Source organism: Peribacillus sp. NPDC097198 (assembly GCF_044762055.1).
Classification (GTDB): domain Bacteria; phylum Bacillota; class Bacilli; order Bacillales; family DSM-1321; genus Peribacillus.
The window spans coordinates 216,697-239,347 of the sequence record NZ_JBIWDO010000003.1 but is presented as its reverse complement, the minus strand read 5'-3'; the positions used below and the strand labels follow the sequence as shown (position 1 = coordinate 239,347).

Genomic DNA, 22,651 nt, shown 5'->3' with positions numbered 1-22,651 from the left:
ATCACCTCAATTCATTAGCCCGTGGCGTGGGAAGTCGTGAAATAAAATCGTTTGTATATCCGTTTCAGCAGATATGAGCATATAGCGGCTGCCAAGACTTTCACAGATAGCTTCAAGCTGCTCGTTATGGTGTGCTAGACGCCTTCGATAGTTGTCGATGAGGGTCGGATTAAGGCTAACATTGACCGCTGTTTCCATTTCACTATCCACAAACTTCAGGTCCCCATCATACATAGGTTGAAGTTCCTCTTTCCCCAGCAGTTGAATGAACCAGACTTCTTGTCTTGCCGAGCGTAGCTTTCTTAAAGTCGCCTCCACCTTTTTGATGGGCTCAAGACCATCCGAGATGATAATCGCAAGTTGCTGATTCCTCACCATCACTTTGCCAAGTTGCTCATAAAACTCCCCGCTTCTCTCCGTATCTTCCAATCCAGCTATCTCTCGAAAAACCCTTTTACGGTGAACCGCTCCTTTACGTCGAATAGGATAGGCTCCTTGATTACCGACGGGAACAAAATTCAGACGGTCTTCGCTTGCAAGGACAACAAAGCTCAATGAAGCGGCGAGCTTTCGCGCCTGTTCCCATTTTCCCGGGAGAGTTCGCATCGAAGAAGACATATCCAGGTAAACGGCAACGGATAACTCCTGTTCATCGAGGAACCTTTTTATATAATGCTTCTGGGTTCGGCCAAATACATTCCAATCGATTTGCCGGACATCGTCTCCCGGTTGATAGGCCCGAAAATCGGAGAACTCAAGCGAAGAACCAAACGCACTCGACCGTCTCGAACCTTTATGCATCCCTCGCTTCCTCGTTTTCACGAGCAATCTCTTTTTCTGTAGCCTTTCTAAAAAAGCATAAGCTACCATCAAACCGGTGTTCCTTTTCCTAATTTATACGCCGACTCAACGACTTCAGAAATAATGGAATCGATGAGAACCCCGTTTGCTTCCGCTTCAAAGTTGAGTATAATCCGATGCCTCAGCACAGGATAGGCCGTTTGCTTCAAGTCACCGGCAGAAACATGATAACGCCCGGCAAATAAAGCCCTTGCCTTTGCCATTTTGATCAAACTTTGCAACCCACGAGGTCCGCTTCCGAATTGAACGTATTGCCGGACAAGTTCCGGCGATTCCTCCACATTTGGATGAGTACTCGAAATAATCAAAACCGCGTAATCCAGCATCTCTTCTGAAATAAGGACCTCCTTTACTAGTTGCTGCAGTAACAAAACATCCTTGATGGAGGCAGCTTTTTCAATAGAAATGGTTTCCCTGCCTGTCGTTCGAAGGGCAATCTGCTTTAATTCCTGCTTTGATGGATAACGGACAAGAATCTTACAGATAAACCGGTCCATCTGGGCTTCGGGCAATGGATACGTCCCCTCCATATCGATTGGATTCTGGGTTGCAAGCACAAAGAAGGGCTGATCAAGCTGTTTCGTTTCCCCCATGACTGTTACAGTTCTCTCCCCCATTGCCTCTAAAAGCGAACTCTGTGTCTTCGGCGTCGCCCGATTGATTTCATCAGCTAAGACGATATGAGAAAAAAGAGGCCCCTCATGGAAGGTAAACTGCTGCCTTCCGTCCTCTCCAGGTTGCAATAACATGGTTCCCGTAATATCGGAAGGCATCAGATCTGGTGTAAACTGGATTCTAGAAAACTCTAAATCCAGGCATTCCGAAATCGTCCGAACGAGCATCGTCTTCCCAAGTCCCGGCAAGCCTTCAAGCAATACGTGGCCACCTGCAAAAATGCTCCATAAAACTTGATCGATCACGTCTTCCTGCCCAACTATAAAACGGGAGATTTCCTGCTTAACTCTCTCAATCATAGTCCCTGCTTCATTAAACTGCTGTTCTTTTTCCGTCATTTTCCCACTACCTTTCCGGATCAAGATTATTAAAATAATTCTTGACGATATCATTCAAATCAGAGGGTAGCCTAAGGCGATCCGTACTTTTGCGATAAGATTCCTCATACTGCTGATAGACCTCCTCATAATTCCGCAAGTTCCCCCTCAATACTGGACCCTCGGCCTCCTCCTTCTCGCCACTCCCTTCACCAAGTTTCCCATTGTCGGTTTCCATATTCTGCTTTCCATCGGTCTTTTCGGGAATCGTCAGCATTTCCCTCGACCCTTGTCCAGCACCCCCCTTCGTGCCTCCTTTTCCTCCGCCGGTTCCACTTGCTCCTTGTCCTTGTCCTTGTCCTTGTCCTTGTCCTTGACCCTGTCCTTGTCCTTTTTGGCTTCCGGGATTATTCCCAGAATTGGCGTTGGGCTGTCCATTAGGCGTAGAGGAGGGCTGACCTAGGGGCTGATTGGCGGGTTGGTTCCCTTGTGTTCCATCGCTGTTAGAAAAAGCTGTTTGAGAAGAAGGAATACCATCTTGACTCATTTTATTCTGAAGTTGGGATCCCGCTTGACGAACAGCTTGATTGGCTGATGCTAACTGCTTGGCAAGTTCTCCCGATTCCATCGCTTCCTCCAACTGCTGCATCAGTGCATCCAATTGTTCTTCCGTTAATGGACGATCCTGCTCTGTGTAGCTCTCTAGGGCCTGCTTCTGTTCCTTGGACAGCTCATCCCATCTTTCATTTAGTTCTTTCAGTTCTTTTTCGACCAGTCGCATGTCCTTTTGTTCAAGTGCCTTGGACAGCTCCGTAAGGCCGTTTTTTTTTGACTGATCCTTCCAGGTTTCCAGTGACTCTTGCTTTTCTCTTTGCTTCTTTTCTTTTAATTGCAGCTCGCTTGATTGTTTGGCGAGTGCCTCTAAGGCCTTCTCAGCCTCTTTCTCTAGCGCAACTTTCTCTTTTACATCTTTCAATGTCTTTTTGACATCAGGATCCTTTATTTCCTTCACTTTTTCATCAAGCTCTTTTTTGACCTCCTCGACAAGCTTCACTTCTTTTTCCGCCTGCCTGGCTTGATCCATTTTCTGATTTGGCAAAATTGCCAATAGGGAACCTCCTATCGCTAAACAAAGAGCTAGCGTCAGCCATTTCGGATGTACCCATACTTTCTTCCTTCTGAGGGCCTCCTCCTGATGGATTTTCATATGGTGGATAGCATCCCTGAGCTGGAGCGACTTAAGCTCACCAATCTCCCCTAAAAAAGCGAATCCCGTCACGACACGGTCATCAGGAACATACTGGTTAAACAGCAAAGCAGCCGTTTTATTACCGGGTTTTCCTTTAATGATTCTATAGACAAAAAAAGCAAGTAAACAGATGATTCCAATGAAAAAATAACGGAAAACGAAGGGAATGACTACTATACGTGCCATGAAAAATAGTAAAGTCGTCCATGCAGACACGGCAAGGAGTAAAAGTTGCCCCTCCCTCATCACATGCTGCATGAAAAGTTGCCGCTTAACGGGTTTAATCAACTTGAGAAACTGGAGTTCATCATGGATAAGATCTTTGTTCATCGTTTTGTCTTCATCCCCACGCGCAGCTTTTTAACGCTTAGAAGAACGGACCCGATTAGTAGAAGTGTGTAGCAAATCAAATGAGACGCCCAAAGCGGAAAATCAATCCCCGATAACTTCTGGATTTCCTCAGAGTAAGTCGGTTCAACAAAGCCGATTAATACGATTGGGGTATTTAGCATGGCCGCTAAGTAAGGCAATGGGTTAGTCGTTGGTGTGGTCACATTTACCTGATTCCCCACGGCCATGGTCGTGAATAGTAGGGTCAATAAAGCTGTGCCACCTACTAAAAACAATGTGATTCCATAAGTCGTGACCATCGCCGGAATGGTTTTTCGCACAAGTGTAGAAAAAAGCACCCCGATACTGCCATATACGATGACGGTGAAGACATTGAAGCCCAGCACCATCAAAAGCTGATTCGGCGAAATTCCGCCGAATAAAAAGACGATGCTATATAGCGGTAAACTGGCCACAACCAGTAATAGCAAGTAGGAAATGGATGAAATTAATTTCCCGAAAATGATGCCTGTCGAGCTTTGGGAAGTTGTCAATAAAATATTTAACGTCTGTCGCTCCCTCTCACTCGAGATGACCCCTGCCGTCAGTCCAGGTGTAATGAACAAGACCAAGGCCAGTTGGATAACGGATAGAAATATAAACATACTCCGGCTTGCATCCGGGTCAACGCGCCCGCCCATGCTACTAAGAGACTGAATAAAAATCATACCGATAACGATGGCACCAATCGCAAGAACATAGAATAATACACCTAAAAAACTTTTAAAAGAGCGAAAGCGTAGCTTAAACTCTTTATTCAAAACCGGATTCATCAGCCAGCTCTTCATGACAGTTCAACCCCTTTCGTGATTTCCATGAACACATCCTCCAGATCCGTCTCTATTTCCGAAAAAGAGACAATGGGCAAGTCTTGCAACATACAGGACTTCAGCAGCTGTTGTTGGGCCCCTGCATCTCCTTTGAATAGAAACTGAATCGTTTTTTCATCAACATGCGTATTGATCTGGCTAATATCCGGATTATCTTCTAGAAAAGCGATGGATCGCTCAATATCCTCATGAACCTTAATAATCAGGCTCTTTTCGCCCTGCAGCTTATGTTGGATTTCCGCGACCGACCCTTGTGCTTTCAATTTACCCTGATCGATGATGCCGAGCACATCACACATTTCCGCAAGTTCAGGTAAAATATGCGATGATATCAAAATCGTTTTACCCATATGTTTCAATTCCTTTAAAATCTCCCGCATTTCGACACGAGCCCTCGGGTCAAGCCCGGAAGCGGGTTCATCCAAAATAAGCACTTCGGGGTCGTGTATCAGACTCCTTGCAAGACAAAGCCGTTGCTTCATTCCCCGTGATAAAAGATCCACATAGGAATCCTTTTTATCCGATAAATTTACGAGCTCGAGCAGTTGTGGAATCAGTTTACTCCGTTCCGAAACGGGTATACCATAACTTGCTCCGTAAAAATCCAGGTACTCTTCAGCCTTCAATTGATCATACACACCAAAAAAGTCAGGCATATAACCGATCTGGCTACGGACTTGTTTAGGTTCCTTCGATATATTGTAGCCATTGATATAAGCCGTCCCCGATGTTGGTGCAAGCAAGGTAGCCAAAATGGAAAAAGTCGTGGATTTCCCTGCCCCATTTTGACCGACAAAACCAAACACGGTTCCTTTGTCTATTTGCAAATCCAAGTGATCCAATGCGGTGAACGTGCCATACTGTTTAGTTAACTGTATAATTTCTATCATTTCTCCACCACTCCCTTCACAGTGATTTGTGGCATCCTTACACTCGGGTCATCATCATTATCTATCATGACTTTTATCTGGATGTTCCCTTGTTTTGATACATAGGATGATATATCCTTAGTCCCTTTGAAAGTAATTTCCCGTTCTCCCTTAGGTATCGATTCATACTTTTCAGTCGAAAAATTATAGAGTTCATACTTAACATCTTGTTTACTGAACTTAATCGTCATTTCTGACGCTTTGAATGTATCGTCCTTCATGATCTTTGGAACTGAACTGATATATTCATATTCTCCCCTTTCAAACCAATACGTACCATATCCTTCTTCTTCGCCAACTGAACCCCGGAGGGCATTCACAGACCCCGCGAACATTTCTTTTGACAATGTCACTTCCCCAGCCAAAATTGTTTTCGGACTGAATGTTTGGAAAATCAGATTATCTATATTTACTTTCGGTTTTTTCGATAGTCTAACGTCTACGATTGAATCGTCGGTTATACCGCCGATGACAGGTTCGGATTTTGTCGAGGCCCCTCCGAAATACGCCTCCGTCAGATAAAGAAGCTGATCCCTGCGCATTTTTTCAATATCGATTTTTTTTCCCATAGTTCCATTATTCCAAGAAGACGATGTCGTTCCATACGGTTTAAATAAGAAATCACTCTTTAACGCTTCATTTACCTTGATCTCTGCCCCCTTCTTCAACGTTCCGAGATTGATTCGTTCATTGCCGGTCAGGATCATTAATTCCTTAAGGTCATAAGGCGTCTCATTTTGAATCGTACCTGTCAAGGTCCTGTTTTCAACGGTCAAGTCATTTTTCAATTGACCTGCATTTTCTTTATAAACCTTTCCTATAAAGGACCTGGTAGACCAATATTCGACGTTTGGAAAGGTCAATTCCATATCGGTAGCTTTCTCTTCAAGCATTGGTGCTCTTTTCACGCTTCCACCTAATCCCTCCTGAGTCATTGGCATCGCAACTAACTCATTTTTCGGGAAAGTCAGGTTGTAATTGCCTCCTTTATTGGACAGGAGGACATTCGATTGGATGCCGATGATTTGGTCATCCTCAATTTGATAGATTCCCAATTGATTGAGTTGAGGTTTGGCAAGACGATCTTTCGCTCCGACGGCAAACGTTAGAATCGTCGTAATGCAGGCAATCAAAGGAATGATCCACCAAGCGTGCTCCCTTTTATCCATTTTCCTCAGAATAACAAATAAAATCGGTACAATGATCACAACGTAGACTAACAGCAACAATGCCAATTGAATCACGGATAAATTCGTATCATCAAAGTAACTATTGGGGTCATTCATTTCCCATCTTGCTTCGTCCATGAATTCACTTGAAGTGGAAAACGCATTCAACTCCACCTTCTTTAAAATCGCTTCAAACCACGTGCCGTATCCTTTCCAAGAGGCAAGTGGCTCATCTCCTAACGAAAAGGCCGTCTGGACAATCATCCCGTTTCCATATTGCTTTTTGACAACGGCCGGTGATGACCCGCTCTTCGCAATGATTTCTGTCCCTTTCTCCACTTCACCATTAAAGCCCGGCAATTGTTCAAAGGATGGTCGATCTTTTTTCTTTTCTGTAAGAAAGGATGAATCCATCTTGATTCCTTTATCCATCTTCATCGGTAAAAGGTTATACAGGGACCCGTATGATTGAGCGGCACTTGGTGATGACCCGGAAATCAATACACCACCAGAACGGATCCAACCCTTTAGTGCTTTCTGTTGTGCCTCATCCAAAGCGGCAATTGCAAATTCATCAATGATTAAATAATCTAACATTTCATAGCCAATTGACTGTTTAGGCAAATCTTCTTTTTCCAACTCGACCATCCTGGCTTGGAGGGATGGCAAGACTCTCAATTCCGTCAAACGATCGAAATTTTCACTTAATACTCCAATCAGGTCCTCGCTTTCATCAAAGAACTTAGGTGCCAGTACCTTCGGGCCGGAATAGTCTACTTCTTTACCATTCTTCCAATCTCCCTCATAGAGATAAATCGACTTCGCCAGTGCGGTCCCATTATAATTATAATTTTCGTCGGTATACCCTGGAAGTGAAACGGAATAGGTTTTCTTGCTTTCCTTTGGCAATTCCACTTTTAGAATTTGCGACCCTCCGAAATCGTAATCGGCCTGAAATTGAAAAATCAGCGTACCGCTGAAAGCCTCCCCCTTATTTTCGATATGTACGGTCATCGGCATGGCCTTGGCCCGAGTTATGTATCCATCAAACCCTGTTTCAATCGAGATTTTTATGTCCGTGTCCGCTGCTTTTGCTTGAACTGTATATGAATGTAAAAATAGGCCTAAAAATAATAAACAAGCAGCGATTCCCTTTAATTTTCTGAACAACCGAACTCCCCCTTTTTTTCTATACTCCTAATAGACGATTAGATCACGAAAAAGTATACAGTATTTATATAAAAAGTAAAAAAAATCAAAAAAACCGGAAGGGAAAATCCCTTCCGGCTAAAACTATCCACCTTTATACTTCTTCTTTATCAATGATATCGGCAAAGAGCCCATACACATATTTTTCAGCATCGAATTCTTGAAGATCGTCCATTTTTTCACCAAGTCCGACAAATTTCACGGGAATGGAAAGCTCATTTCGGATCGCTATGACAATTCCGCCTTTTGCTGTACCATCAAGCTTCGTTAAGACGATACCCGTTACATCTGTCGCTTCCTTGAACGTTTTCGCTTGAATGAGTGCATTTTGACCCGTCGTTGCATCAAGGGCAAGGAGCACTTCATGTGGTGCACCAGGCACTTCACGTTCAATTACACGCTTCACCTTTTCCAATTCCTTCATCAAATTCACTTTATTTTGCAGACGGCCTGCTGTATCACAAATCAGGATATCGGCTTTGCGTGCCTTAGCCGCTTGAACGGCATCGAACATAACAGCAGCAGGGTCAGATCCTTCTCCTTGTTTAATGACACTGACACCGACACGTTCTCCCCACACTTCGAGTTGCTCAATCGCTCCGGCGCGGAAAGTATCACCAGCCGCCAATACGACCGATTTGCCTTCTTCCTTAAACTTATGGGCAAGTTTACCGATTGTCGTTGTTTTACCTACACCGTTCACACCGACAAAGAGAATGACCGTCAGGCCGTCTTGTTGAATGTTCAAGCTGGATATTCCTTCTTCATCACCTTGGTAAATTTCAACAAGTTTTTCAGAAATGACAGATTGCACTTCTCTCGTATCAGAGATATTGCGCAGTTTCACTTCCATTTTTAATTGGTCGATTAATTCCATAACGGTATCGAAGCCTACATCAGCCTGGATGAGAATCTCCTCAAGTTCTTCGAAAAAGTCTTCATCCACTTTCCGGTAACGGGCAACGAGTTCATTAACCCTTCCGGTAAAGGAATTCCTCGTCTTCGTTAAACCTTGCTTAAACTTTTCCCCGATTGATATTTCGGATGTTGCTTTTTTTTCAACTTCTACTTCTACTTTTGTTTCTACAGCTGTTTCTTTTTCTTCTTGTGCCGTGAATTTTTCTTTTAGCTTCTTGAAGAAACTCATTGTCCCACTTCCTCTAATTCATGGATTTATATTTCAACAAAGTTCTCTGATTCCTCCATACGAACGGAAACTAATTTGGAAACACCTGACTCTTGCATCGTAATGCCATAGAGGACATCCGCTTCCTCCATCGTCCCTTTGCGATGGGTGATTACTATAAACTGAGTCTCTTGACTGAATTTCCTTAAAAATTGGCTGAAACGAACTACATTCGCTTCATCAAGTGCCGCCTCGACTTCATCGAGGATACAGAAAGGAACGGGCCGGACCTTTAAAATCGAGAATAAAAGAGCAATTGCAGTCAATGCTCGTTCTCCACCGGACAAGAGACTCAAGTTCTGTAGTTTTTTCCCCGGAGGCTGTGCGATGATATCTACTCCCGTATTCAATAAATCATTGGGATCTGTCAGTTTTAATTCAGCCCTGCCACCACCGAACAGTGATTTAAATACCTGTTCGAACTGTTCACGAATCGCATAGAATGTTTCTGAAAAGCGTCGTTTCATTTCCTCATCCATCTCGTCGATAACCTGGAATAAGGTATCCTTAGCCTGCTGCAGATCTTCTTTTTGACCGAGAAGGAACTCGTACCTTTCGGCTACACGGGCATACTCGTCTATTGCTCCTAAGTTGACCGTCCCCAATTCTTCAATGGCCAGCTTAATGAGCTTTACCTTTTTCTGAGCTTCTTCGATAGGTATCATTAATGGATACTTTTCTTTAGCCCCTTCATAGGATAATGTATATTCCTCGCGTAAATGATCCAGGCGGTTTTCCAGCGCCACATCAAGTCGGGTTAATTTGACCTCTTCATCCTTGACCACTTCAACGATACCTTTATAGAGACGACTTTCCTCTTTCAAAGCTATTTCGAGGGTTTCGAGATGAGTTTGCATTTCGGTCTTTTCCTGTTTTTTGGCGGAAATATTTTCAATGGCCGCATTCTTATCAAGCAATCTTTGTTGGGCCATGTCTTCAAGCGTTTCTTCCCCACTCGAACTGTCCGTCATTTCATTTGTTAAAAGCCCCAAGTCATCCTTGTTTTCAGTTAAGGTGCTGGTCTCTTTTGCCAAGTCCGCCTCAAGCCGTTCCATTTTTTCTCTTTGATTTTGAAGCTGACCGCGTTTTGAGGCCAATGTTACCCTTAACTCGCTCGTTTCTTCGGCAAGACTTTCCTTTGATGATTGCTGTGATTGTTTTTGTTCTGTCATTTCCGCTATAAGGCGGTCAAGCCCATCGATTTCCACTTTACAGGATTTCAACAGTTCTTCCAATTCTTCGAGCCTTGCTTTCTTTTGCTGTTGCTCTTCTAAATAGGAGTTTTTATCCAAATCATAAAGGTGTAGGCGATCATTCACATTTCTTTCTTGTAGCTCGACTTCACGAAGTTCACCTTTCAGGGATTGCTCCTGTAATCGTAGCATTTCACCAGTTTTTCTCGTTTGTTCAAGCGTTTGCTCTTGAACACCGACATCCACCTTCAGCTGTTTTACCTGTTTTTCAAGCTGGTTCGTTTTTAATTCCATCCCGGCTAGCTTCTCATGTAATTCTTCAAGCTCGGTTTTCCGGGATAGTAGTGAAGTCGATTTTTGTTTAATCGTTCCACCCGTCATCGAACCACCAGGGTTGACGACATCCCCTTCAAGCGTAACAAAGCGAAAACGGTGCTGCACCATTTTTGCCAGTTCGTTGGCTCCTTTTAAGTCCTTTGTGATAATGACGGTTCCTAGCAGGTTTGCCGCGATGGAAGCATGTCTTTCATCATATTGGATCAACGAGGAACCTGTCCCGACAAAAGCAGGGTGATTCTTCAGCATCGATAGCTGGTTCGATGAAATCTCTCTTCCTTTGATGACAGATAAGGGCAGGAAAGTCGCCCGTCCAAACCTGTTTTTCTTCAAGAAGGAAATGGCTTCACGGGCATGTTCTTCTCTCTCCACAACCACATGTTGCATCGCCCCACCTAGTGCTGTTTCGATGGCGGTTTCATATTCCTTTGGGACCTTGATCAGTTCCGCCACTGCACCTTCAATGCCTTTTAGAGTACCTTTTGCTTTTAGGACTTCCTTAACACCTTGAAAGAAGCCTGCATAGTCCTCTTCCATCTCTTCAAGCAGTTCCTTTCGGGATTTTGCCTGTTGAAGGAATTGATAGGCCTTATATAGGGTCGTTTCCTGTTTTTGATACGTATCTTTTGCCGTTTGTAGCTTATTCTGTTGATTTCGGAAAGAAGTGACATGGTCTTCAAGCTGCTTGCTCAGTTTTTCCATACGCTTGGAGTATTCCGACTTTTTAGCAGTGATTTCCGTTCTCTCGGTAAGGAATTTTTCATTTTCGTGATCCAGTTTGGAATTTTTATGTTCCTGCTGCGTGAGTTGCTGCAGAAGGTAATGCTTTTCATTTTTGGCGGCAGCCTGCTTGTTCAGCCACTCGATATAGTCACTTTTCTTCACTTCTATCAGGGCTTCAATGTCGGTATTGAATAGACCTAAGCTTTTTTGTTTTTCATGTAAAAGCTCTTGAAGCTGTTTTACTTCAGAACTCAATGCATGCAGAACTTCCGTTTCTCTTTCCTTTTGTAAAGAAAGACGTTCAACGGCTGCCTTGCCCTCTATAATCGCTTTTTCAAGCTGTGATTTATTTTGTGCCGCATTCTTTTTCCGTTCTTTCAATACTTCTTTACGACCCTCAAGCTTCTCAAGCTCTTCGCTGGCGTTCAATAGCACTTCTTGAAGCTCGTTAATCGATGTTTCGAGTCCGGCAATGCTTCCTCGAACCTCTTTAAGATGCTCTTCACGTTCATGAAGCCTTCCAGCCAATTGTCGCTCCATCTCATTGTGTTTCCCAAGTTCCTGGGTAAGACTTTCCCATTTTTCATTAAGTTCTTCAATTTCAAAAACGGTCAAAGCCACTTCGATTTTTTCAAGTTCCTCTTTCTTATCCAAATATTCTTTGGCCAGGGAAGATTGAATTTTCAAGGGTTCCACTTGACCTTCTAGTTCATGAAGGATGTCATGAATCCTGTTGAGATTATCTTGTGTTTCCGTCAGTTTTGATTCCGCTTTTCTTTTTCTTGTTTTATACTTCAAGACACCAGCGGCCTCTTCAAAAATAACTCGTCTTTCTTCTGCTTTGCTGCTAAGGATTTCTTCCACTTTCCCTTGGCTGATAATGGAAAATGCTTCGCGTCCAAGTCCTGAATCCATAAATAATTCAATGATATCTTTCAGGCGGCATCCTTGATTATTAATGAAGAATTCGCTTTCACCCGATCGATATACCCTTCTTGTCACACTAACTTCATGAAAGTCAATTGGAAGGGTGTTGGTCTCATTATCCAAAGTCAAGGAAACCTCTGCAAAATTCAAGGCCTTTCTTGTGTCACTTCCTGAGAAGATGATATCTTCCATTTTTGCTCCACGCAGTGATTTTGCGGATTGCTCTCCAAGAACCCAACGGACTGCATCAGTCACATTGCTTTTACCACTACCGTTCGGTCCAACCACTGCCGTGACACCAGGTACAAATTCAATCGAAATTTTATCTGCGAAAGATTTGAATCCTACAACGTCCAAGCGTTTGAGGAACATGACCTTTCCCCCTCTACTGTTCAACTATCTTGTTGAGTTTTTTTCTTTAAAACGGCCAATGCGTGTTCGGCGGCATGTTGCTCTGCCTCTTTTTTCGATTTTCCCACACCAGTTCCTAGATCTTCCCCATTCAAAGAAACCGTCGAAACGAACTCTCTATTATGGGCCGGTCCTTTTTCCTGCAGTATTTTGTATTGCAGAACCCCAATTGCATCCCGTTGGATAAGCTCTTGGAGCTGGCTCTTATAATCCATCACATGAGAAAAAGCACCCTCGTCTATCTTCGGAAACACGACATTTTTCAAGAACTGCACAACCGGCTCTAATCCTTGGTCAAGATATAAAGCGCCGATATAGGCTTCAAATACATCTGCAAGCATGGCAGGGCGTTCTCTACCGCCTGTCATTTCTTCCCCTTTACCAAGCAATACATATTCCCCATAAGAGAGGCTGTTGGCAAAGTCGACTAGTGACGGCTCACAGACAATGGCTGCCCTTAATTTCGTAAGCTCTCCTTCACTCATCATCGGGTATTTCTGATACAGATATTTCGAGATTGTCAGTTCAAGTACTGCGTCTCCTAGAAATTCTAGCCTTTCATTATCTTCGTAAGGCTTGCGGCGATGCTCATTCACATAAGATGAATGTGTAAAAGCTTTTTTCAACAAATTTTCATCTTCAAAATGAAAACCCAGATTGTCCTGTAACTCTTTAAATTTATTATCCTTACTTAATGGTTTACGATTATTTACGTTCCTACGCATCACAAAAACCCTCCACTACGGTTCAAAAACAAATTTTTCCTACATATAAAAAGAAACCTGGCAGGAATTCCTGTCAAGCTTTCCTATGTACCATCATACAGTATAATCCGCTTAAAGAAAAATAGCCAGCAGCGTTGATGCTTGACACATGGAACTTAATCGGAACTGCACGTATTCGTTCAAGCCTGTTATTTTCCAGACCCTTACATTACAAGAGAAAGCCCCGTTAAAAAACGGAGCTTTTAATCAAAAGACATTAACATTACATAGTGCTTTTTATGTAATTCACAGCATCACCCACTGTGGCGATTTTTTCAGCGTCATCGTCCGAAATTTCCATATCAAATTCGTCTTCAAACTCCATGACTAGTTCGACTACATCTAGGGAATCGGCACCAAGATCTTCTTTGAATGAAGCTTCAAGCTTTACTTCTGATTCTTCAACGTTCAAGCGATCTACAACGATTTTCGTTACTCTTTCTAATACATCTGCCAATATGTTCACCTCCCCTCAAGACATTATAAATTATATTTCAAAAAAATCAAACCTAAACTTACATCACCATACCGCCATCAATATGAAGGGTTTGACCCGTCATATAGCTGCTTGCCTCTGAAGCGAGAAACGTGGCAACTGATGCAATATCCTTTGGGTCACCGAAGCGGGCTAAAGGTATTTGTGACAGCATCGCTTTTTGCACGTCTTCCGTCAGTTCACCAGTCATATCCGTGGAGATGAAACCTGGAGCGATCGCATTGACCGTGATCCCTCTTGATGCAAGCTCCTTGGCAGTGGACTTTGTCAAGCCAATCACGCCTGCCTTGGCTGCAACATAGTTTGCCTGCCCCGCATTCCCCATCACACCGACGATGGAAGCCATATTGATGATTTTGCCGCTACGTTGCTTCATCATTTGTCTTGTGACTGCCTTTGTGCAAAGGAAGACACCTTTTAAATTCGTATCGATTACCGAATCCCATTCTTCTTCCTTCATCCGCATCAATAAATTATCACGGGTAATTCCAGCATTATTGACTAAAATGTCGACCCGGCCAAATTGTTCAATGACCTCTTTAATCATGCCTGTTACTGATTCACTATCTGATACATCGCATTGAACGGCAAATGCTTTTCGCCCAAGTGCCTTGATTTCATCGACCACTTCATTAGCTTTTGTTTCGCTTCCAGCATAATTGACAGCTACGTCCGCTCCCTGCCGTGCGAGTTCCAATGCCACTTCCCTGCCGATACCGCGGGAAGCACCAGTTACTAGTGCCTTCTTACCTTCAAGAATCATGCTAGTTCCCCTTTCAATGCTTCGACCGTTTTATGTAGGGTTTCTGTATTCGATACTGAGTGAATATTGACGGATCGGTCGATTTTTTTAATCAATCCTCCCAGCACCTTGCCTGGTCCCACTTCAATGAACGTGTCCACGCCTAATTCAAGCAGCTTTTTGACACTATCTTCCCAAAGAACTGGTGAATACAATTGTTCAATTAATTTATCTTTAATCTCAGATGGTTCTGTGATAGGCTCGCCCGTTACGTTTGAAATCACCGGAATGGGTGCCTGTCGGAAACTCACTTCATCAAGTACCTTTTGAAGTTGTTCAGCCGCAGGTTTCATTAATTCAGAATGAAACGGCCCGCTTACATCAAGAGGGAGAGCACGTTTTGCTCCGCTTTCCTTCGCTTTTGCGCTCGCAAGCTTGACGCCTTCTGCCGTTCCGGAAATGACGATTTGCCCCGGACAGTTAATGTTAGCCAGCTGAACGGATTCACCTGCATCAGTAATATCAGCCGTTACAAGAGCGAGTGCTGTACGGTCCATTCCCAGAATTGCGGCCATCGAGCCTTGGCCATTCGGAACAGCGGCCTCCATGAATTGACCACGTTTTCTAACAGTATAGACAGCATCCTCAAAAGAAATTGCACCTGAGGCTACCAATGCCGTATATTCCCCTAAACTATGTCCTGCAGTGTAATCAGGCTGGATGCCCGCTTCCGCCAAGGCATTGAACAAGGCATAACTTGTAGTCAATAGCGCAGGTTGAGCATTATAGGTTACCGTTAATTCCTGCTGAGTGCCATTGAATATAAGCTCGGATAGCGCAAAATCCAGTTTTTCATCCGCCGTTTGAAAAATTTTCCGTGCTTGCTCATTTACCTCAAATAAGTCTAAACCCATCCCTATTGACTGTGAACCTTGTCCTGGAAAGACAAAAGCAATCTTACCCATCCCAAACTCCCCTATCTCTATATTTATTGGACTTTTTCTATCGTCTTCGCAATGGTCGGAATCACATCATGACTCACCATATCCCGGGTCTGACGGATCGCGTTATAAATCGCATTTGCGTCGGAAGAACCGTGTGCCTTGATGACAGGTGCCTTCAAACCGAATAATCCAGCCCCACCATATTCCGAGTAATCCATTTGATTTTTAATGCCTTTTAGTTCCGGTTTCACTAGTGCTGCGGCAATCTTACTCTTCATATTGCTCATCAACGCGGATTTTAACATATGAAAGACACTCATGGCTGTTCCCTCAAGCGTTTTCAGCACCATATTTCCTGTAAAGCCATCCGTCACAACTACATCTGCCGGACCGTTCAGAAGATCCCTGGCCTCTACATTCCCTATAAAGGAGATGTCCGATGATTGCTGAAGGAGCGTGAAAGCCTGCTTCGTCAGCTCGTTCCCTTTTTTCTCTTCAGTCCCAATATTTAAAAGGCCCACACGCGGTTTTTCAATTCCACGCACCTTTTGGGCATATACGGAACCCATTATGGCAAATTGAAGCAGGTGCTCCGGTTTCGCTTCTGCATTCGCTCCCACATCAAGAAAAACAAAACCTTTACCATCTATTGTCGGCAAGGTTGGGGACAATGCTGGACGTTCGATTCCTTCGATTCTCCCGACAACGAACAAGCCGGCTGCCATCAAAGCACCTGTATTTCCTGAAGATATGCATGCATCCGCTTCTCCATCGGCCACTTGGCGGGCTGCTAATACCATCGATGCATTCTTCTTGCGACGGACCGCACGAACAGGTTCATCGGTACTTAGTATCTTTTCTTCCGTATGTATGATCTTGATCCGTTCATTTTTCGTTAAGAACTGGTTGATTTCGCCTTCGTTCCCTACTAAGGTTATTTCCACATCGGGAAAGGCCTCGACTGCTTTCATGGCTCCTAATACCTGTGCCTTTGGAGCATTGTCTCCACCCATTGCATCTAGCGTTATTTTCATGAACGTTCATCCTTTTCTAAGCAAGTTAAGAGCGATACATTTCGAACTCACCTTTGAATACCATTTCATTTCCTACGTAGCTTCTGACTTCCACTACGGAACGATCTGCTTGATACTCCACCTTTTTAACTTTCGCTTTAGCTACCACTCTTTCATTTTCCTTGACGGAACGAGTAAATAGAATGGATGCTTTTGCCGTTAAGGCCAGTTCATCATTGATGACCGCCACCGCCAATGAATTAGCTTGAGCAAAAAGGTGATGACCCCTTGCGATTCCATTGCGCTTAAAAACATGCTCTTTTTTTATATCTAAAATAGAAATTGCATTTTCATCTAAATTCAAATCTATTACTTCCCCAATGATTTCATCCAATGGCAATGCCCTTATTTCGTCACTGAATTTCTTCTCGGCTACGTTTTTTATACGTTCACGAAGCTCCGGTATTGATAATTCAAGACGATCGAGCCTAATTGTCTGGACGCTCACCGAGTACTTTTCAGCCAGCTCCTCATCCGTTACAAAAGGATTCTGTTTAATCGTTTCGATTAATAATTGCTGGCGTTCCTTCTTATTTCTTCGCATTTGAAGGTCACCATCCATAGTATTATGACTAGGTACTAATAGTAGTATATATATTTTAAAAACAGATTGCAAGATTTTGTGGAAATTCTCACAATCTGTTTTACTGTTTCATTCAATCAAGAAGATCAGTCAAGCTTTTCTCCTGTCAATACGCCTGTACCTTCCAAATGTGACCGGAGCGATGCGTATTCTGGTGCATGCCAAAAACTATTTGAGGCTATCAATTTCGCAGCATCTTCCCTTGCAACTTCCAGCGTCCGGTAATCATGGACCATGTCCGCCACTTTGAACTCGGGAAGCCCGCTTTGTTTTTTACCGAAAAAGTCCCCTGGACCTCGAAGCTCCAAATCCTTCTCGGAAAGGACAAATCCATCATTCGTCTCTGTCATGATCTTCATCCGCTCTTTCCCGACTTCCGTTTTCGGATCGGCAAGCAGGATGCAAAAAGACTGGTTGCTCCCCCTCCCCACTCGGCCACGTAACTGATGCAGCTGGGAAAGACCAAATCGTTCAGCATCATAAATGACCATCACCGTGGCATTGGGTACATTCACCCCAACTTCGACAACTGTGGTGGAAACAAGGATTTGCGCTTCGTTGGAACTGAATTCCTGCATCACTTCATCTTTTTCATCCGCAGGCAAACGCCCATGCATGAGCCCCACCTTATAACGATTCACGAAGTATTGCGTAAGCATGGCATGGACATCGAGAACATTTTGCAAGGAGTCAAGTTTTTCCGATTCCTCGATCAATGGGCAGATGACATATGCTTGTCTGCCTTTTTGAAGTTCCTTTTCTACAAAGGAGAGGATTCTATCGAGCATTTGGTGTTTCGCCCAATACGTTTCGATGGCTTTCCGTCCAGCCGGCATTTCGTCGATTGTGGAAACGTCCATCTCGCCGAACACTGTAATGGCGAGTGTACGGGGAATCGGTGTCGCCGTCATGAAAAGGACATCGGGATTTCCTCCCTTTTCACGCAGGACGCGTCGTTGTTCCACACCAAACCGATGTTGTTCATCCGTTATAACCAAACCGAGGTCCTTGAAGTTCACCTCGTCCTGAATCAGTGCGTGGGTTCCAATCAAAAGATCAAGTTCCCCTAATTCAAGTTTCTCCAATAATTCTCTACGCTTCTTCCCTTTTACCGAGGAGGTCAATAAAGCCACCTTTACTCCGACTGGTTCTAACATGGCGGTCAATGATTGAGTATGCTGCTCAGCCAGAATTTCAGTCGGGACCATTAGCGCTCCTTGGAAACCGGCCGATATGGTCGCATATAGGCAAATCGCGGCCACTACCGTTTTTCCTGAGCCTACATCTCCTTGTAAAAGCCGGTTCATACGGTAAGGCGATTCCATGTCAGTCAGGATTTCCTCGACAACCCTGTTCTGGGCAGTCGTTAATGGAAACGGGAGGGTATCAATGAATCCCTTCACCTGCTGCCTATCAAATTCTTGTCCAGTCCCTCTTGACTGTTCGCGCTGTATTTTACGAAGTGCCTGCATTTTCAGCTGAAACAGCAAAAACTCCTCATATACAAAACGACGGCGGGCTTGCTTAACATCAACTGCCGATATAGGAAAGTGCATCATGCGAAGCGCATCTTTACGTGGCATCAACTTATAGGTTGTCAGCAGCTGTGGTGGGAGGTTTTCCTCAATCATATTTCCATATTGGGAAAAACCATTCGTGATATGGCGACGCATACCTTTTACCGTAATGCTCCCCTTGACGGAATACACGGGTTCGAATTCCTTTTCCCGGCTATGATCTCCAACATGGCATTCCGAACCAGTGATGGTTTGGCGATGACGATCCCATTTACCTGTCACTGTCACGGTTTCCCCAATTGTAAGTTTTGATTTCAAATAAGGCTGATTGAAAAATATAACCGTAATTAAATATCTTCCAGTCAACAACTTAATCGTTAGCCTGGACTTCTTCTTCCCAAAATAGCCCAAGGTCGGCACTGTATGAATTTTCCCTTCTACAGTGACGCGTTCCTCATGTTCAACCGTTTCTAAGTCCCTTAACCGGTAGTCTTCATAGCGATAGGGAAGATGCTCTAGAAGATCATTGACGGTATGGATCTCCATTTCCTGCATCGCAGCAGCTGTCTCTCCCCCAATGCCCTTAACTGCCGTAATTGGTTCCTGTAAGCTGTTGCTCACTTGTTACTTAACGGCAAGCCAAAGATCTTCGCTTCCAACTTCCGTCCAGTCGGTGTGGCCGCTAATCCTCCTTGTGCAGTTTCCCTTAAGGCCGATGGCATCGCCTGTCCGATTTTGTACATGGCATCGATTACTTCGTCGCACGGAATTCGGCTTGTAATACCTGCTAACGCCATATCAGCTGCCACCATGGCGTTAGCTGCCCCCATCGCATTCCGCTTCACACAAGGCACTTCTACGAGCCCAGCAACAGGGTCACAAACCAGACCAAGCATGTTCTTTAATGTAATCGCCATGGCGTGGGCACTTTGAGATGGCGTTCCACCAGCCATTTCAACGATGGCGGCCGCGGCCATCCCTGATGCTGAACCCACTTCCGCCTGGCAACCTCCTGCGGCCCCAGAAATCGAAGCATTATTAGCAACAACGAAACCAAATGCCCCTGCAGTGAAGAGGAATTCAATTTTTTGTTCCCGATTTGGCTTTAATTTATTCTGCAAAGCGAACAAAGTTCCTGGGACAACGCCTGCCGATCCAGCAGTTGGCGTCGCACATATCGTCCCCATCGCTGCATTCACTTCATTTGTTGCCACAGCTTTACTGACCGCATCCAACAAAAGTTCACCCGATAATGAGTTTCCCGTTTTAATATAATTCTGAAGAAGCACGGCGTCCCCACCTGTCAAACCCGAAACGGAACGGACTCCTTGGAGCCCTTTTTCAACGGCCTGTTCCATGACGTCAAGGTTTACACCCATCCGGTGGATGATTTGGTCCCGGGTTTTACCCGACACCTCCATTTCCTGTTCGATCATGAGCGTCGAAATTTTCACTTGCTTTGCTTCTGCCAATTCTACTAGTTCTGCTACATTTCGAAACATGTCCTCTTTCCCTCCTTAATGAAAACGGTTGCCTCAAGTAACTCAGTCGACAATCCTTGCGACCTTGGTGATATGAGGCAATTTCGAAATTTCATCGATGACTTGCTCTTCTATATTCACATCCACTTCGATGGTCATAAGTGCCATCTTTCCCTTTTCTTTTCGTGATACTTCCATCTGTCCTATATTAATTTGATGCTTGGCCAAAACGTTAGAGACATTGGCAATAGCTCCGAAACGGTCATCATGAACGACAAGTATGGCTGGGTTGTGACCCGAAAGCCTTAATTTGAATTCATTCAATTCGATTATTTCGATTTTGCCACCTCCAATCGATATCCCAACGAGCTCCAGTTCATCCGCATCATCACCAACCGTTATCTTCACAGTATTCGGGTGTTCCGGAACGGCCTCTTCTTCTTGGAAGGCAATGTCCATGTTCTTTTGACGGGCTATATCAAGAGATTCTTTGATTCTCTCATCAAAAGTATCAAAATCAAGTAGTCCCCCTACAATGGCCACATCCGTCCCATGACCTTTATGGGTCTTTGCAAAAGACCCATAAAAAGAAATACGGGCCCATTTCGGTTCTTTGTTGAATAGATTCCTTGCCACCCTGCCTATTCTCGCAGCTCCGGCTGTATGTGAGCTCGAAGGTCCAATCATAACGGGACCGATAATATCAAATACACTCCTATATTTCACGTTCTATTCCTCCTTCATTACGCGCTGGACTTTAAGAACCTAAAGAAAAACGCTAGAGGTTATCTTCTGATTGGTCACAGTTCCTGCATGCATGCTGTTTTATAACCTTTAGTCCGCAAAAATAAACTGCATAGCCTAATGACCTATGCAGTTTATTACTTTTTATCGAGACTTCTATATCACATCTATTAAAGGGAAAAAGACGATCAGGTGATCTTACCCAAGTAGATGGTTTAGTTTATTCAATTGAGAAAATGAAAGCATATAACGGCTGTTTACCGTTATGGACTTCAACTTCAACATCTTCAAATGTTTCTTCACAAAACGCGACAAGCTCATCCACTTCTTCTGAAGTTGCATCTTCACCATAAAGAATGGTCAAGATCTCGGAATCTTCGTCAATCATTTTGGATAAAAGATCCTTTGCAGCCTGAGCCTTGTCTTTATTTTTCACTTTGATGGTGCCTTCATCAATACCCATGAAGTCGCCCTTCTCGATTGAAAGACCATCAATGCTTGTATTCCTTACAGCATATGTGATTTGACCTGTTTTAACATGAGAAAGAGCATCGGTCATCACCTTTTGGTTCTCTGTAATATCCAATGAAGGGTTGAAAGCAAGCAATGCTGCCATTCCCTGCGGTACAGTTTTGGCAGGAACGACCATCACGTTATCCCCAAGGACATCAGCAGCTTGATTGGCAGCCATAATAATATTTTTATTATTAGGCAGAATGATTACTTTTTCTGCATGGGCTTCTTCAACTGCTTTCACAATGTCTTCAGTACTAGGATTCATCGTTTGTCCGCCTTCAATGACTGATTTTGCACCGATGCTTTTGAAAAGCTCGCTGATACCGGCACCCATCGCCACAGAAACGACACCATATTTATCCTTGGCTTTCGGTTTTGTTTGAAGTGGCGTTTTAGTTTCGCCGACTATAGCTGTATGCTGTTCACGCATATTATCAACTTTCAACTTAATAAGACTACCGTATGTCTGACCATAATTAAGGCAATTACCAGGTTGTTCAGAGTGAATATGTACTTTAACTATTTCATCATCAGAGATGACTAATAATGAATCTCCAAATTCACTTAAATCATTCCGGAACTTCTCTTCATTGAACGATTGGGCAGCTGGCTTATCCTTTTCCAACCGGACCATGAATTCCGTACAATAACCAAACACGATATCTTCCGTATTAATGTGTCCTTGTACGTTAATGTGATGTTCAGCACTCACCATATCATCCATGCTTGGGCCATTGGCTGAACGAACGGGTAAAGCTTCACCCTTCAATTCTGCTAGGAATCCTTCATAAACGAAAACCAACCCTTGTCCACCGCTATCGACCACACCGACTTCTTTCAATACAGGAAGTAAATCAGGTGTCCTTTTTAAAGATGCATTTGCCTCAGTGACAATATCCTCCATTACCTGGATAAGGTCCTGATGCTTGGCAGCAGATGAAACCGCTTGCTTGGCTGCATCCTTCGCGACTGTTAAAATGGTGCCTTCAACAGGCTTCATAACGGCTTTATAAGCGGTTTGTACACCCGCCTCAAAAGCATGGGCGAATTCTTCACTATTGATGACCGCTTTATTTTCGATAGATTTTGCAAAACCACGGAAAAGCTGTGAAAGGATTACTCCAGAATTACCTCGAGCCCCCATCAATAGACCTCTTGAAAGAGAAGTACCCACTTTTCCGATATGTTCTTGTACATTATTTTGTACTTCCTTAGCGCCGGAAGTCATAGATAAATTCATATTTGTTCCTGTATCTCCATCTGGAACCGGGAAAACGTTCAATGCATCGACCATTTGGGCGTTGGCTGCTAAATGATTAGCTCCCTGGATGATCATTTCAGCAAAGCGCTTTCCATTTAAACTTGTAATTGACACAAAACTTTCCT

General features: G+C 43.9%; 18 protein-coding genes. All 18 read right to left on the bottom strand.

Annotated features, from left to right (window positions below):
- Window positions 1-6: 6 nt before the first annotated feature.
- A complete protein-coding gene (locus ACIQXQ_RS06625; protein WP_402956271.1) occupies window positions 7-801 on the bottom strand; it encodes a DUF58 domain-containing protein in 795 nt (264 codons plus the stop codon).
- 68 nt (window positions 802-869) lie between these two features.
- A complete protein-coding gene (locus tag ACIQXQ_RS06620; RefSeq protein WP_402868277.1) occupies window positions 870-1,874 on the bottom strand; it encodes an AAA family ATPase in 1,005 nt (334 codons plus the stop codon).
- Between the two features lie 7 nt (window positions 1,875-1,881).
- Window positions 1,882-3,432 carry a hypothetical protein gene (locus ACIQXQ_RS06615; protein WP_402956269.1) on the bottom strand — a complete coding sequence of 517 codons (1,551 nt, stop codon included), beginning with the start codon at window positions 3,430-3,432 and terminating at the stop codon, window positions 1,882-1,884.
- Window positions 3,429-4,280: an ABC transporter permease gene (locus ACIQXQ_RS06610; RefSeq protein ID WP_402868274.1), complete on the bottom strand. Its 852-nt coding sequence runs from the start codon at window positions 4,278-4,280 to the stop codon at window positions 3,429-3,431. The genes ACIQXQ_RS06615 and ACIQXQ_RS06610 overlap by 4 nt, the downstream gene beginning before the upstream one ends.
- Complete coding sequence (locus tag ACIQXQ_RS06605; RefSeq protein ID WP_402868272.1) at window positions 4,277-5,212, bottom strand: ABC transporter ATP-binding protein; 936 nt, start codon at window positions 5,210-5,212, stop codon at window positions 4,277-4,279. The genes ACIQXQ_RS06610 and ACIQXQ_RS06605 overlap by 4 nt, the downstream gene beginning before the upstream one ends.
- Window positions 5,209-7,590: a hypothetical protein gene (locus ACIQXQ_RS06600; protein ID WP_402956267.1), complete on the bottom strand. Its 2,382-nt coding sequence runs from the start codon at window positions 7,588-7,590 to the stop codon at window positions 5,209-5,211. Before ACIQXQ_RS06600 ends, ACIQXQ_RS06605 begins: the two co-directional genes overlap by 4 nt.
- A gap of 133 nt (window positions 7,591-7,723) precedes the next feature.
- A complete protein-coding gene (ftsY, locus tag ACIQXQ_RS06595; RefSeq protein WP_402868269.1) occupies window positions 7,724-8,776 on the bottom strand; it encodes a signal recognition particle-docking protein FtsY in 1,053 nt (350 codons plus the stop codon).
- A gap of 26 nt (window positions 8,777-8,802) precedes the next feature.
- Complete coding sequence (gene smc, locus ACIQXQ_RS06590; protein ID WP_402956265.1) at window positions 8,803-12,366, bottom strand: chromosome segregation protein SMC; 3,564 nt, start codon at window positions 12,364-12,366, stop codon at window positions 8,803-8,805.
- Between the two features lie 20 nt (window positions 12,367-12,386).
- Complete coding sequence (gene rnc, locus ACIQXQ_RS06585) at window positions 12,387-13,130, bottom strand: ribonuclease III (RefSeq protein WP_402868266.1); 744 nt, start codon at window positions 13,128-13,130, stop codon at window positions 12,387-12,389.
- 262 nt (window positions 13,131-13,392) lie between these two features.
- Window positions 13,393-13,626 carry an acyl carrier protein gene (locus tag ACIQXQ_RS06580; RefSeq protein WP_053345291.1) on the bottom strand — a complete coding sequence of 78 codons (234 nt, stop codon included), beginning with the start codon at window positions 13,624-13,626 and terminating at the stop codon, window positions 13,393-13,395.
- A 58-nt stretch (window positions 13,627-13,684) separates the two neighbouring features.
- Complete coding sequence (gene fabG / locus ACIQXQ_RS06575) at window positions 13,685-14,428, bottom strand: 3-oxoacyl-[acyl-carrier-protein] reductase (RefSeq protein WP_402868264.1); 744 nt, start codon at window positions 14,426-14,428, stop codon at window positions 13,685-13,687.
- Window positions 14,425-15,372 (bottom strand): ACP S-malonyltransferase, encoded by a 948-nt coding sequence (gene fabD, locus ACIQXQ_RS06570; protein WP_402956263.1) that lies wholly within the window; start codon window positions 15,370-15,372, stop codon window positions 14,425-14,427. The genes fabG and fabD overlap by 4 nt, the downstream gene beginning before the upstream one ends.
- Before the next feature lie 23 nt (window positions 15,373-15,395).
- Window positions 15,396-16,385 (bottom strand): phosphate acyltransferase PlsX, encoded by a 990-nt coding sequence (gene plsX / locus ACIQXQ_RS06565; protein ID WP_402956261.1) that lies wholly within the window; start codon window positions 16,383-16,385, stop codon window positions 15,396-15,398.
- A gap of 25 nt (window positions 16,386-16,410) precedes the next feature.
- The gene (gene fapR / locus ACIQXQ_RS06560; protein WP_402868260.1) at window positions 16,411-16,968 is read right to left on the bottom strand and encodes a transcription factor FapR; all 558 of its coding nucleotides are present in this window, start codon (window positions 16,966-16,968) and stop codon (window positions 16,411-16,413) included.
- 125 nt (window positions 16,969-17,093) lie between these two features.
- Window positions 17,094-19,145, bottom strand: a complete 2,052-nt coding sequence (gene recG, locus ACIQXQ_RS06555; protein ID WP_402956259.1) for an ATP-dependent DNA helicase RecG — start codon at window positions 19,143-19,145, stop codon at window positions 17,094-17,096.
- A complete protein-coding gene (gene sdaAA / locus ACIQXQ_RS06550) occupies window positions 19,142-20,026 on the bottom strand; it encodes an L-serine ammonia-lyase, iron-sulfur-dependent, subunit alpha (RefSeq protein ID WP_402956257.1) in 885 nt (294 codons plus the stop codon). The genes recG and sdaAA overlap by 4 nt, the downstream gene beginning before the upstream one ends.
- 42 nt (window positions 20,027-20,068) lie before the next feature.
- On the bottom strand, window positions 20,069-20,731 hold the full coding sequence (sdaAB, locus tag ACIQXQ_RS06545; RefSeq protein ID WP_402868255.1) for an L-serine ammonia-lyase, iron-sulfur-dependent subunit beta: 663 nt from the start codon (window positions 20,729-20,731) through the stop codon (window positions 20,069-20,071).
- Between the two features lie 238 nt (window positions 20,732-20,969).
- Complete coding sequence (locus tag ACIQXQ_RS06540) at window positions 20,970-22,640, bottom strand: DAK2 domain-containing protein (protein ID WP_402868254.1); 1,671 nt, start codon at window positions 22,638-22,640, stop codon at window positions 20,970-20,972.
- Between the last annotated feature and the right edge of the window lie 11 nt (window positions 22,641-22,651).

What these genes read in the sequence shown, in the direction of transcription:
- ACIQXQ_RS06625 (WP_402956271.1), bottom strand. Translation starts at nt 801, where the DNA reads ATGCATAAAGGTTCGAGACGGTCGAGTGCGTTTGGTTCTTCGCTTGAG.
- ACIQXQ_RS06620 (WP_402868277.1), bottom strand. Translation starts at nt 1,874, where the DNA reads ATGACGGAAAAAGAACAGCAGTTTAATGAAGCAGGGACTATGATTGAG.
- ACIQXQ_RS06615 (WP_402956269.1), bottom strand. Translation starts at nt 3,432, where the DNA reads ATGAACAAAGATCTTATCCATGATGAACTCCAGTTTCTCAAGTTGATT.
- ACIQXQ_RS06610 (WP_402868274.1), bottom strand. Translation starts at nt 4,280, where the DNA reads ATGAAGAGCTGGCTGATGAATCCGGTTTTGAATAAAGAGTTTAAGCTA.
- ACIQXQ_RS06605 (WP_402868272.1), bottom strand. Translation starts at nt 5,212, where the DNA reads ATGATAGAAATTATACAGTTAACTAAACAGTATGGCACGTTCACCGCA.
- ftsY (WP_402868269.1), bottom strand. Translation starts at nt 8,776, where the DNA reads ATGAGTTTCTTCAAGAAGCTAAAAGAAAAATTCACGGCACAAGAAGAA.
- smc (WP_402956265.1), bottom strand. Translation starts at nt 12,366, where the DNA reads ATGTTCCTCAAACGCTTGGACGTTGTAGGATTCAAATCTTTCGCAGAT.
- rnc (WP_402868266.1), bottom strand. Translation starts at nt 13,130, where the DNA reads ATGCGTAGGAACGTAAATAATCGTAAACCATTAAGTAAGGATAATAAA.
- fabG (WP_402868264.1), bottom strand. Translation starts at nt 14,428, where the DNA reads ATGATTCTTGAAGGTAAGAAGGCACTAGTAACTGGTGCTTCCCGCGGT.
- fabD (WP_402956263.1), bottom strand. Translation starts at nt 15,372, where the DNA reads ATGGGTAAGATTGCTTTTGTCTTTCCAGGACAAGGTTCACAGTCAATA.
- plsX (WP_402956261.1), bottom strand. Translation starts at nt 16,385, where the DNA reads ATGAAAATAACGCTAGATGCAATGGGTGGAGACAATGCTCCAAAGGCA.
- fapR (WP_402868260.1), bottom strand. Translation starts at nt 16,968, where the DNA reads ATGCGAAGAAATAAGAAGGAACGCCAGCAATTATTAATCGAAACGATT.
- sdaAA (WP_402956257.1), bottom strand. Translation starts at nt 20,026, where the DNA reads ATGTTTCGAAATGTAGCAGAACTAGTAGAATTGGCAGAAGCAAAGCAA.